At 63.6% G+C, this 12,714-nt stretch carries 8 protein-coding genes and 1 pseudogene; 3 read left to right on the top strand and 6 right to left on the bottom strand.

Features of this window, described 5'->3' with window-relative positions:
* Window positions 1-194: 194 nt before the first annotated feature.
* Window positions 195-899 carry an MBL fold metallo-hydrolase gene (locus FYC77_RS19490; RefSeq protein ID WP_149083161.1) on the bottom strand — a complete coding sequence of 235 codons (705 nt, stop codon included), beginning with the start codon at window positions 897-899 and terminating at the stop codon, window positions 195-197.
* Window positions 900-1,173: 274 nt separating this feature from the next.
* Between FYC77_RS19490 and FYC77_RS19485 the strand changes: the two genes are divergently transcribed.
* Window positions 1,174-2,151, top strand: coding sequence for a transcription initiation factor IIB (locus FYC77_RS19485; protein ID WP_149083160.1), 978 nt, complete (start codon window positions 1,174-1,176; stop codon window positions 2,149-2,151).
* 214 nt (window positions 2,152-2,365) lie between these two features.
* Here FYC77_RS19485 and citE read toward each other — a convergent pair whose 3' ends face one another.
* The 5 genes from citE to glmS all read right to left on the bottom strand — a co-directional run bounded on the left by citE (window position 2,366) and on the right by glmS (window position 7,896).
* On the bottom strand, window positions 2,366-3,418 hold the full coding sequence (gene citE / locus FYC77_RS19480) for an L-malyl-CoA/beta-methylmalyl-CoA lyase (RefSeq protein ID WP_149083159.1): 1,053 nt from the start codon (window positions 3,416-3,418) through the stop codon (window positions 2,366-2,368).
* Between the two features lie 142 nt (window positions 3,419-3,560).
* On the bottom strand, window positions 3,561-4,709 hold the full coding sequence (mch, locus tag FYC77_RS19475) for a 2-methylfumaryl-CoA hydratase (RefSeq protein WP_149083158.1): 1,149 nt from the start codon (window positions 4,707-4,709) through the stop codon (window positions 3,561-3,563).
* Window positions 4,702-6,015, bottom strand: a complete 1,314-nt coding sequence (locus tag FYC77_RS19470; RefSeq protein WP_149083157.1) for a methylaspartate ammonia-lyase — start codon at window positions 6,013-6,015, stop codon at window positions 4,702-4,704. Before FYC77_RS19470 ends, mch begins: the two co-directional genes overlap by 8 nt.
* Window positions 6,016-7,455 carry a methylaspartate mutase subunit E gene (locus tag FYC77_RS19465; RefSeq protein ID WP_149083156.1) on the bottom strand — a complete coding sequence of 480 codons (1,440 nt, stop codon included), beginning with the start codon at window positions 7,453-7,455 and terminating at the stop codon, window positions 6,016-6,018. It lies immediately after the preceding gene.
* Complete coding sequence (gene glmS / locus FYC77_RS19460) at window positions 7,456-7,896, bottom strand: methylaspartate mutase subunit S (protein WP_149083155.1); 441 nt, start codon at window positions 7,894-7,896, stop codon at window positions 7,456-7,458.
* 150 nt (window positions 7,897-8,046) lie between these two features.
* Between glmS and mct the strand changes: the two genes are divergently transcribed.
* A complete protein-coding gene (gene mct, locus FYC77_RS19455; protein WP_149083154.1) occupies window positions 8,047-9,219 on the top strand; it encodes a succinyl-CoA:mesaconate CoA-transferase in 1,173 nt (390 codons plus the stop codon).
* A gap of 281 nt (window positions 9,220-9,500) precedes the next feature.
* Window positions 9,501-12,179 (top strand): annotated as a pseudogene (locus FYC77_RS19450) (Eco57I restriction-modification methylase domain-containing protein); the annotation flags it as partial.
* Window positions 12,180-12,714: the final 535 nt, after the last annotated feature.

The following is a 12,714-nucleotide window of genomic DNA, read 5'->3' as shown; positions in this document are numbered from 1 at the left end:
CTATCGCCAACTACAAACGAGGAGCTAACCCTGGCAAAACGACGATCGAGGTGTGTCAATGATTCTGTGGTACCCTCCGTATCAAGGCAACGTCAGATCCATCTTCTCGAAGTTACCGGTGGTCGATGCCCCCGTCCGATCGATCACCGGTATCGAACGACAACGGCCAGTAGACGACGCCGAAACACGAGGGTTCACTCGTCGAGGACCACGGGCACGCCCCGGTTGGCGACGTCGACGACGAACGCGTCGGCGTCCGCTTCGATCTCTTCGAAGGTGTCGTAGTGGACCGGCAAGACGAGATCGGGATCGATCGTCGCTGCGAGGGCCGCCCCGTCGCGTCGATCCATCGTGAACGTCCCGCCGATCGGCGGCAGAAAGACGTCGACGTCGAGGTCCTCGTGAAGCGGGAGAACGTCGGTATCACCCGGCCAGAACGCACAGATACCGTCGACAGTAACTCCGAACCCGCATCCGTCGCCCTCAGGATGGTACGGTGACCCACTGTCGTCGGTGTGTCCTCCCGCGGGGTCGTTGTACGCTGGGGTGGTAAACAGATCGAGCGGGCCGAGGACGAACGACTCGTCGGCCCGAACGCGTTCGACCACGAACGGGAGTTCTTCGGGTGCTTCCTCGATCCGATCGATCTCGCTCGCGTCGATCGATTCGTGAACTGCGACGATCGCGTCCTCGTGGGCGACCCGGCGGATCGACTTCGGATCGTAGTGGTGTGCGTGTGAGACGAGGATCAGATCGCCATCTCGAGCGTCGTACCCATCCAGCACGCCGTACTCCGCTGGCCCGGGGTCGACGTAGATGACGGCACCCGTCTGGCCCTCGAGGCGAATCGTCGCGAGTCCGAACCAGTCGATCGTCACCGCACCGAAACGGACGGTCATGGACAGCGGTTCGGGAGCGAGGGTCGAAAAGCGTTCGACTCGAGAGCGGTGCTGATCGGATCAGCGAGAACGCAAAACGGACCTCCGGAGGAGTGCCCCGAATCATTCATGATTATTAGGTGTATATCGGAACATATATAACAACAATTCCGATTATTTTATAAGGAAGGCGGAAGCTTTAAGTCGCTTACGACCTTACCATACGTTAGCTGAGGCGACCGGGTTTCTTCTGGTTCCCCCACCCGGGAGCCCCGAGTAACGCACCTGATACACCATGACCGATACACGCATTCGAACCTATTCGGACGAACGAGAGGAAGAGAACGAGGAAACGACGACGCGATCGGCGGAACGAGAACAGTGCCCGGAGTGTGGCGGGCGGCTCATCAGCGACGCCGAACACGCCGAGACCGTCTGTGAGGACTGTGGACTCGTCGTCGAGGAAGACGAAATCGATCGCGGTCCCGAGTGGCGTGCGTTCGACGCCGCCGAGAAGGACAAGAAAAGCCGCGTCGGTGCGCCGACAACCAACATGATGCACGACCAGGGGCTCAGCACGAACATCGGCTGGCAGGACAAAGACGCCTACGGCAAGGCGCTCTCGAGTCGCCAGCGACAGAAGATGCAACGGCTTCGCACCTGGAACGAGCGTTTCCGCACGCGGGACTCGAAAGAGCGCAACTTAAAGCAGGCACTCGGCGAGATCGACCGCATGGCTAGCGCGCTCGGGCTCCCCGAGAACGTCCGCGAAACTGCGTCGGTGATCTACCGCCGCGCACTCGAGGAAGACCTCCTGCCGGGGCGGTCGATCGAGGGCGTCGCGACGTCGTCGCTGTACGCCTCCGCTCGCCAGGCGGGCACCCCACGCAGCCTCGACGAGATCTCGGCCGTTTCCCGCGTCGACAAGATGGAGCTGACCCGCACGTACCGGTACGTGATTCGGGAACTCGGGCTGGAGGTCCAGCCGGCCGACCCCGAGAGCTACGTCCCCCGGTTCGTTAGCGACCTCGATCTCTCGGACGAGACCGAGCGAATGGCCCGCGAACTGCTCGACTCGGCCCGCACGGAGGGCGTCCACAGCGGCAAGTCGCCGGTCGGCCTCGCCGCCGCCGGCGTCTACGCCGCCGCACTGCTGACCAACGAGAAGGTCACCCAAAACGAGGTCAGCGAGGTCGCCAGCATCTCCGAAGTGACGATCCGCAACCGCTACAAGGAGCTGCTCGAGGCTTCGGATACGGCGGCACCCGCGTGAACCTCCGCTCTTTTCTTACCGGCCGCTCGTAACTGACGATTTCGTTCACCCGACCTCGAGTTGGGCCGACGACGAACCGTCCGGCCGCGAGTACATTCGTCTCGAGCCGACGCTTTCGTCCCTCGGGTCACTCATACGGTTTACTGGAAACCATTTCCGGTGCGACCGCGACCAATCCTGCGGTCGCACCGGTAACTCGGTACAGCAATCCGTCTCACTCGTCGTAGCGTAGTTCGAGCTCGAGCGCACGGTCGAGCAGCGCTTCGTCGTAGTAGTCGGCGGTCTGTTCGGACCGCGTCCGGTGGATCGCACGCACCGTCAGAATCGTGTTCCGGAACACCTTGAACGTCGCCTCGTCGACCATCTGGCCGTCGATGGTGACTGCGCCGGTCCCCTCGCGTTTGGCCTCGTTGAACCGCTCGATTCGGTCGACGTCACGCTCGAGTTCCGCGGGCGTCGGCGTGTGGATCGTGTTCGCCTGGATCGTCTGTTTCGGATGGAGCGACCAGGAGCCGTCGAGGCCGAGTCGGGCTTCGTGTTCGATCTGATCGGCGTACCCCTCGGCGTTGTAGTACGTGAGCCCGGCGCGTTCGGTAAACAGATCGTCGAACGGGCCCCCGATCGCGAGCAGGTCCGCCGCACTCGCCTCGTTCGAAAGTGCCTCGAGCAGGCCGTCCCAGCGAGGCCGGCCGTCGCCGAGATCCCGGCCACCGAGTTCGGCGGTGTAGTCGACGGGGCCGAAGACCAGCGCGGCGAGTCGGGAGTTCTCGCCGAATCTCGCGATCTCGCGCAGGTCCGAGCGGGCGCGTCCCGTCTCGACGATCACCGCGAGTTCGATCGCCCCCTCGTCGTAGCCGTGGCTCGCCTCGGCCTCGGCGACGACCGCCGCCGCGCGTTCGACGTCCTCGAGTCGCCCCACCTTTGGGACGACGACGCCGTCGATCTCGTCGCCGATCTCGCCCACGAGGCGGTCGATCTGGTGACGGCCCTTCTCACGGTACGGTCGATCGGCGTAACTCCACTCGACGCGGGGCCAGATTTCGCCCGCGAAGTCGGCCCGCGGGACCTCCGCGAGGACGTTCTCGAGTCCCTCCGCCTTCGCGTCGGGTGCGGTGCCGTCCTCTAAGTCGGGAACGAGCCAGTCGGGGGCTTCGAACCCCTCTGAGGCGAGGCCGGAGACGAGATACTTCGCCGACTCCTCTCTCGGGACGGCGGCCGGTGCAGTCTGGAACGTTCGACAGATTCGTGGTTCGGTCGTCGGTGTCATCGTTGGGTTTGATGGGGTTGGTGATCCCTTCGGTTTGGGGTATTGGCGACTCGATCGTCTGTTGTGGTTCGGATGCCGGACCGCCCCAAGACCGCAGTCGGCGACGTTGGGTCGTCCGCATCACGGCGTTCGATCGTTCGGGTCACGGCGCTCGTTTCCGGATCTCGGCCGTCCGCGTGCCCGAGTAGACGGGTTCCCCGTGCTGGTTGAACGCGACGTGTTGAAAGCGAACCGTGCCGGCCCGCCCGTCCGAGGCGTCGTCCCCAACCTCGAGGACGCGGGTAAATGCGTAGACGGTGTCGCCGGGTGTGACGAACTCGTGGAACGACTCGTCGTCGAAGCCGACCTCGCGCCAGGTTCGTTCGTCCGAGCGGGCGTGGCCGAGCGCGATCGACCGGGTAACGTCGCCGTAGGTGACGACGTCGCCCGACGGAGTCTCCGCCATGACGTCAGCGTTGTAGTGTTGTCCGGCCGTGTTGAGCGTCGCCAGTGGCAGCGCCGCGACGGTAACGTCGTCCTGGGTTCGCCCGCGTTCGTGCCGGTAGGCCACCGCGGCGTCACGGCCGCTTGCCGCCTCGAGGGCCTCGAGGAAGTCCTCGAAGAAGCCGCCCTCGGGTGCGATCAGGTCCGTGGGGAGGTCGTCGTCGGGTGTGGTTTCGGCTGTCCCCGACGAACCGGTTCCGTCGGCGTTTGTCGCGCCATTCCCAGCCGTTTCGACGGGCTCGCGTCGTGGGATCATGTTCGTCCGCTCGTAGGTACAGAGGGACTCGTCCGTCTCGGCGTCGATTCCCCGCGTTCGCCACGTGACGATCCCGTATTCGGGCCGAGAACTCGAGGTCGCGGTCGAGACGACCTCGCTCTCGACGCGGAGTTCGGTGTCCGGATAGACCGGGGTCCCGGGGAACCGCAGGTTCGTCCGGCCGAGGAAGTAGCCGCCCCTCTCGCTCAACTCCTCGACGGTGATCCCGAGCGTGGCCGCCGTGAGATAGTCGGGGTGGATCGGCGGCTCGTCGAACCCGCGGGCTCGAGCCGCGTCGGTCCGCCAGTAGGCCGGATCGTGGTTGAGCGTCTGGCTCGTCCAGCGTTCGTTCCCCCACCGGGTGAGTCGAAGCCCGGGGTCGTGTTCGACGACGTCACCCTCGGCGAACGCCTCGAAGGTGTTTCCCTTCGGTCTGGTCTCGGCGCGCTCGAGGGCTCGAGCGAACGTGTCGGGATCGGTCCACTCCACGGAGTCGTGTCGGTTCCGGGATCCGCGTTCGGCGTCGCCGTTCGACCTCGAGTTCTCAGTCATCGGCGCTCACCTCCCCGGATTCGGAGTCCGACTCGGCTCCGGTCTCCGCGTCGGTGCTCGTCCGTTCGGCGGCTCGCTCTCGCCGGGCGATCGTCCGCCGCATCTCGTTTTCGACGAGCATGTAGCCCTCGTCGAACCCCATGCCGGGTTTCGCGAGCGTCTGGGCGGCGTCGGTCGCGAGCGCGACGTGAGCGCAGGCCCGCGCCGAGGTCGCGGTCTCGTTGCACGTTCCGCCGAGGTACGCCTCCGTGTTGGTCCCCTCGCAGTAGCGAACGGCTCGCCCGCTTCGGTGGATCCCGCCGAGATCGGGCGTTTTCACCTGCACGAGGTCGGCCGCGCCCGCGTCGACGAACGCCTGTACGTCGGCCAGGGTGTTACACCACTCGTCGGCGACGATAGGGACGTCGACGCCAGCGTCCCGGAGGCCGTCGCGGAGTTCGACCATCGCCTCTATCTGAGCCTCGCGGCTCCCAGCGTCCATCGGCCCCTCAATCTGTATCGAGAACGGCGCGGCTGCTTCCTCTATGGCGTAGAAGTAGTCGACCACCTCGGCCCGGTCGTACGGCCGCCCGAACAGGTCGCCGATCGTCCCGTAGACGTCGACGTGGAATCGTGGCTCGTAGCCCTCGGAGCCGAGTTCCAGCGCCCGTTCGGCGAGCCAGGCGACGTACTCGAGCAGTCCCCCGCCGTCCGGGCCGAGCTTTTCGGCGCTGTTGATCAGTCCGTGGGGCAAGACCGGAACGCCCTTGACGATCATCTTCTCGGCGTTGGCGTAGCGGTCGTCGCCGGACTGGCCGAAGACCGGGATGGGATCACTGGCGGGTTCGGTCTCGAGTGCGTCAGCGAGGACGTCCGTCCGGGTCGTGCCCTCGGCGCGGGCCGCGGCCGACAGAAGCGCCTGCGAGACGCCGTAGCGGATCGCCGTGTGAAGTTTCTCCCCGTCGATTCGGAGGCGTTCGATCGCCTCGGCGTTCTCGAGGAACCGGCGCGCGTCGCGCCCGCGGAGTGCGTCGGCGACGGGCCCAGTCACGACGGGGGCGTACTCCTCGGCGCGAAAGAGCGGATCGCGTCCGCCTGCGCCGGAGTACTGGACCGCGGCGCAGTCGCCGCGGCCGACGGTGCCGTCCGCGAGTTCGACGTCGACGAGCAGCGCCTCGCCGGCCTGACGGATCGCCTCGAAGCCGTCGGTGACGGGCTCGCCCTCGTAGACGAAGCCGTCCCGTTTCGCGCCGCGTTTGATCGCCCGCTGGTCGTCCGCGAAGAACCCGGCGTAGCCCGTCGTCGCATCGATCGCCTCGATCTCCATCTACGCGTCACCTCGGGGCTCCGGGCGGCCGATGAGTTTCCCCTCGCTGATCGCGTCGACGTCGTCGGCGACCATCCGAAACGACTGGTCGCGTCCCTCGGTGTCGGCGCGCTGTGAGAGCCGAGCCCGGTGGATCTCCTTGATCTCGTCGTCCATCGCGAGCTCGCCCCACTCGAGGATTCGGACGCGTCCGTCGTCGTCTCGCGCCGGAAGGACGGCCCCTTTCGCGCTGTCGCTCGGGGCGAAGGGAACGTCGAGCGCCCCGGAGTCGAACGCCGCGAGCGTTCCCTGGACGACGTCGCCGTCGCCCGCCTCGAGGACTGCCTCGAGGAGATTGCGAGTCTCGCGTTCGATCAGTTGCTGTTCTCGGTCGATGCCGTCGATGTCGATGTCCTGTTCGATTGCCATATCGATGACCTGTCTCGTGGTGCGGAGGCCGCTGGCGTTGGCCTCCATCGTTGGAACCCCCTGGAACTCCTGTGGGGACTTGGTGATCACCTTGTCCGGCCGGGCGATCGCGGCGGTCAGCCCGCCGAGGCCGATGACGCCGTTGGCGCGGGCTTCGTCCGGCGGAAAGCCGCCCATCCACTCGTGGAAGACCGTCGTGACGCACACCTCGTCGGAGAGGAACTCCTGGCCGAGTTCCTTCAGGGCCCGCAGGGCGGCGACGTCCTGGACGACGTTGCCGACCTGTCCGTAGCCGAGCGTCAGCGACCGCACACCCTGTGTGGCGGCGAGTTTGCCCTCGATCAGCATGATCGCGATGGCGATCGACGGCGGAACGAGCGTGCCGGTCAGCGGTCCGAACGGTTCGCGGTTGATCCGGACGCCGTGTTCCGTATAGGCGCCCGCCAGCCGGTCGACGAACTGCCAGTTCTCGATCGTCTCCGCGAGGCTGTGGCGGTTGGTGTAGGGAATGTTGTAGGAGATCGGCCCACCCTCGAAGCTCTGGAAGCCACCCGCAAACGTGATCGCCGCGAGCAGCCGGGCGTCGGGGGTGCCGTGGCGCACCTCGATCGGCGCGTCGGTCGCGCCGATCAGTTCGCGACAGCCCTCGACGCCGTGGTTCACTGCGGGAAATCCGTTGAGGGTGTCGTCGCCCGTCTCGCGGGCGTTTTCGAGTCCTTCCTTTGCTTTTTCGTAGGCGTTGTCCCGCGTGTAGGAGTCGATCGTGGTGGGGAGGAGGTCGGCCTCTCCCGACTCGTGGAGGTACGCGAGCAGTTCGATCTGATCCTCGAGGCGGGGGACGCCGGCCCGCGGCTGGAGCAACGGATCGTCCGCGGACTCGAGGACATCCGCGAAGCGTTTGTTGGCGGGAAGCGAGTCGTGGTAGCGAATCGCTTCCTCGAAGTCGATGTCGGCTCCGGTCGACCAGTCGGTTCTGATGGTCTCGTCGAGACGCCGTAGCTCGTCGGACGGCAATCGTTCGTCTCGGATCATCTACGTGTTGGCCGCCACCCGCTCGGTTTCGGGCGGTGTGATCCGGAGGTCCCGACGGAGCGCGGCGATCGCCTCCTCGGGGTCGGTTTCGGAGTCGAAGACGCGATCGAAGCCCAGCGCCTCGAACGTCTCGCGCGTTCGCTCCCAGTCGTCCTGGCCGACCGCCAGGTTGCCGCCGATGTAGGTGACGGCGTCGACGTCGGCCGCCTCGAGAACGTCGTGAAAGCCCTGACAGTCCTGTTTGGCGTGGCCGTACAGCGACGAGACCAGTACAGCCTCGGCGTCGTGTGCGCGTGCGGCCTCGGCGAACTCCTCCTGGGAGGTCTGGACACCGAGGTTGACGACGTTGAAGCCAGCTGTACGAAACGCCTGCTCTAGGATCGTGATCCCGACGACGTGTGCGTCGGAGCCGATCACGCCGAGAACGACCGTATTCGACATGCATACCGACCCATGTGAGAGTGGGTGATAAACTTAATGATCTTCCATGATAATATTCTTTAATCGTGTTTAGCGATCGGGTGTGGCATACAGCCACAAATATAATGATTGTTCACAACAGTTTTATGCTCGCGCCGGGTGCCTCGAGACATGGGTGCGCTCTCGAACCTGCGCGTGTTGGATCTGACCCAGGTGCTCGCCGGGCCGTACTGTACGATGTTGCTCGCGGATATGGGTGCAGACGTCGTAAAGATCGAGCGACCCGGTGGGGACCTCATCCGGTCGAACCCGCCGTTCGCGGCTGACGGCGACGACGAGGCCTACGGCGGCTACTTTCAGAGCGTCAACCGCGGGAAGCGAAGCGTCGAACTCGACTTCGGCGACGACGCCGACCGCGAGGCGTTTCTCTCGCTGGTCTCCGAGGCCGACGTCGTCGTCGAGAACTACCGCGCGGGGACGATGGCGAAGTACGATCTCGGCTACGAAACACTCAAAGAGCACAATCCGGCACTCGTCTACTCGTCGATTCGAGGGTTCGGTGACCCGCGTACGGGCGAGACGGATCGGCAGGGACAGCCCTCGTTCGATCTCGTCGCACAGGCGCTGGGCGGCGTCATGGAGATCACCGGCCACCCCGACGGCCCGCCGACGAAGGTCGGCCCCGGCATCGGCGACCTCTTTACCGCGACGCTAAACTGTATCGGCATTCTCGCGGCGATCAACCACCGCGAGCACACCGGCGAGGGCCAGTACGTCGATACTGGGATGTACGACGCGATGATCAGCCTCACCGAGCGGGCGATCTACCAACACTCCTACACCGGTGAGCCTCCGACCCGCCGGGGCAACGCCCACCCCACGCTGTTCCCCTACGACGCCTTCGAGACGGCCGACGGCTACGCCGTGATCGCCGCCTTCGGCACCGCTCACTGGCATGCGCTCTGTGAGGCGATGGATCGGCCCGATCTCGCCGCCGCCTACGCCACCGCCGCCGACCGACTCGAGTCCCGTGACCACCTCCGGGAAGAGATCGCCGCGTGGGCCGAGAACCTCGAGACCGACGACCTCGTGGGAACTCTCGAGGGCGAGGTGCCGGCCGCACCGGTTCAGAGTACGACGGAGATCTTCGCGGATCCCCACGTCCGCGAGCGTGAGATGCTCGTCGCCGTGGACCAACCGGGTGCCAACCGCACAGTCGAGATCGCGGGCAATCCGATCAAGATGTCCGAGACACCCCCCGAGCCACGGGGGCGAGCACCGCTTCTCGACGAACACCGGGCGGAGATCCTCGGCGAGGGCGTCGAACGGCCGGCCGACGACTGAGACAGGTTACTGTCATACGGTTTGCTGTACCGAGTTACCGGTGCGACCCCAGGACGGGTCGCGGTCGCACCGAAAATGACTCACAGTAGACCGTATCAGTCAGTTCCGGCACAACCGCCGTACGGGTCGCGGCCGCGCCGGGACATCGGCACAGCAATCCGTCTGAGTGGGTCTTCGACGGTCGATTGCCGGTCGATCGCCAGATTCGGATTCGATGGCCGGACGGGCCGACCCGATCGACCAGAGCTTTCTTATCCTGACAATTCGAGGACCCGTGTATCATGAGTCAGGCGACGCTGTCGGATCGGCCGTACACGAACTCGAATCTCTTCTCCGGGCACTATCTCGACGAGCGCGTTCAGGATCGCGACGAGTGGGATTGCGACGACGCCGCCCAGGAGGCCATGTCGGAACTGCAGTCGCTGTACGACCTCGAGTCCGACCTCGTCGACGGCTACACGGAGGATCCGTTGATCGACAACTGGATCGACGAGGTGCTCGATGTCCTCGGGTTCGGGACGAACGTCGAGACGACGCTCCCCGGCGGGGGCGGCTACGTCGACGTCTTACTGTTCGAGGACACCGAGGCGAGACGGGACGCCGCCGAGGTCTACCTGAGCAGCGAGGACACCACCGATCTGTTCGACCGCGGGATCGGGCTCGTCGAAGCGAAGCAGTGGGACGCCGAGTTCACGACGCGCTTCAGCGAACGACGGCCATACCGGAACGCCTCCCACCAGATCAAACACTATCTCGAGCGAACGCCCGAGGCGATCCAGTGGGGCGTGCTCACCAACGGTCGGAAGTGGCGACTCTACGGAACCAAAGACTACGAGACCCAGACGTACTTCGAGGTCGATCTGCCCGAATTGCTCGAGTCCGGCTCTCTCGAGGCGTTCAAGTACTTCTACGTCTTCTTCCGGCCGGACGCGTTTCGCGAACACGGCGGGACGACGTTTCTCGATTCAGTGTGGTCCGAAAGCGAGACGGTCGCACAGGAACTCGGCGAGGACTTACAGGACAACGTCTTCACCGCCGTCCGCGTCCTCGGCCGCGGGTTCGTCGAGACGAACGATCTCGAGATCGATCCCGACGACGACGCGGCTCTCGCGGAGTTAAAAGAGCAGTCGCTGGTACTGTTATACCGGCTCATGTTCGTCCTCTACGCCGAATCGCGGGGGTTGATCCACCCCGAAGGCGAGGGCCAGAACGCGATCACGGAGTACGAGGAGAACTTCAGCCTCGACGAACTCCGTCTGGAGATTCACGACGAGATCGGCGAGGTGGACGACGGCTTCACCGACGCCTACAGCGAGTACTCGACGACGATGTGGAGTCGACTCGAGGACCTGTTCCGGCTGATCGACGAGGGCGAGGAAACGCTTGGGATTCCGCCGTACAACGGCGGGTTGTTCAACCGCGAGCGCCACGAGTTTCTGACCGACCACGAGGTGAGCAATCGGTATCTCGCCGAGGTGCTCTACCGGATTTCGACGACCGAAAACGACGAGGGACGGTACGTGCTGGCCGACTACGCCGACCTGGATACGCGCCACCTCGGGAGCGTCTACGAGGGACTGCTCGAGCATCAGTTCCGGATCGCACCGGAGGAGTACGCGGCGGTGGCCGAAGACGGCGGGCAGGTCTGGAAGCCGGCGACGGAGGTGACGGTCGCGGAGGCGGTCGAACAGATCTCCCCGGGTGGGCTGTACGTCGTCAACGACGAGGGTGAGCGCAAGGCGACGGGGGCGTACTACACGCCGGATTACGTGGTCACGTACATCGTCGAGGAGACGGTGGGGCCGCTGGTCGCCGAGATCAAAGCCGACCTCGAGGAGCAGGGATTCGAGCCGGGAACCCACGAGTATCTGGGGGCGTTCTACCGCCGGGTGACCGACCTGAAGATCCTCGATCCGGCGATGGGGAGTGGGCATTTCCTGACGCGGGCGACGGAGTACCTCGCCGAGGAGGTGATGACCGAGGTGCGCGAACTCGAGGAGGCGACGGCGTTCGACGAACAGCGGGTGCGCCGTGACGTCGCGAAGGAGTGTATCTACGGCGTCGACTTGAACGGGATGGCGGTCGAACTCGCGAAGCTGTCGATGTGGCTCGAGACGCTGGCGGCGGACCAGCCGCTTGCGTTTCTGGACCACCACCTGAAGGCGGGCAACTCGCTCGTCGGCTCGGACGTGACGGAGGTGCTCTCGAACGGCGCGGACGCGGACGACGACGGCGGGCAACTGACGCTCCAGCAGTCGTTCGCTCGGGTGCGCGAGCGGACGCTCGATCACGTCATGGATCGGGTACAGGAGTTACTCGAGATCGACAACGAGACGCTCGAGGACGTCAAGTCGATGGAGGAGATCTACGCCGAGGTTCGGAGCGATCCGTTCTATCAGCGCCTCTTCGAGTTGACGAACGTCCACACGGCCGAACGGTTCGACCTCGACGTTCCCGAAGGGGCCTACGAGCGGATGGCTCGAGCGATCGACGACGAAGACGAGTGGCTCGAGGTTCAGGGCGAAGACTGGTTCCAGACTGCGCAGGCGATGTGCGACGAGGAGGCGTTTTTCCACTGGGAGTTGGAGTATCCAGAGGTGTTCTTTGATGGGGATGGAGAGAAGCGGGCGGATGCTGGGTTCGATGCGGTGATTGGGAATCCGCCGTGGGTATCAAATTGGGAACTGACAGAGAGTAATGAACAGATTGTATCGACGCTGGAATCACTGTATCAAGAAGTGACCTCTGGGCATTGGGATTTGTTTGTTCCATTCTGTTATCGAGCAGCAACATTAGCAAAGAGTGAAGGGCGACACTCATTCATTACACCAACATCACTGGGAACTGAAAAATATGGGACGAAAATTCGAGAAAAATTCATCGATGATTGGACAATACACCAACTGATACACTTTGGAGAGCATCAGATATTCAATGAAGTTGACCGACAATATCTCATATACATATTGTCACCGGAAGAAAGAAAAGATGGTAAAACAAATTTAGTTGAGTTTAACAATCCACATTTCAGCATTACAGCAAGAATCCATCAGACTAATTTCTCAGAGTATTCTAATTATTCGCTCCGTCCATCTCTAGCAACTACTGATATCGACCTCAAAAGGAAGGTTGACGAGAAAAGTATTCCCGCTGGACATGTTTGCTGTGTCAATGTCGGGGTAGTTGCGCATGCTGCTTCCGATAGTGAACTGGATTTCAAGAAAGATGATGTAATCTCCAAAGAGGCACAGGAGGGACACAAACAGTACATCGAAGGAAGCAATATCTCTCGATACTTGATTGACTGGGAAGGAGAATATATCGACTACGAATCTAAGAGAGAGCATTTTCATCGACCAAAGTTCCCAGAACTCTTTGAGTCTGAAAAAATCGTTGTCCCAAGAGTAAGTGGTGCAGATATTCGTCTTTAGCTAAGACTCACACCTCGGTTGCGTAGCGGTAGCGAGCGTCTCTTGTAACACTGGCCGTTGCTGG

The sequence above is a fragment of the Natrialba swarupiae genome (genome assembly GCF_008245225.1).
In the GTDB taxonomy this organism is placed as follows: domain Archaea; phylum Halobacteriota; class Halobacteria; order Halobacteriales; family Natrialbaceae; genus Natrarchaeobius; species Natrarchaeobius swarupiae.
This window is presented reverse-complemented; position numbering and strand designations above follow the sequence as displayed.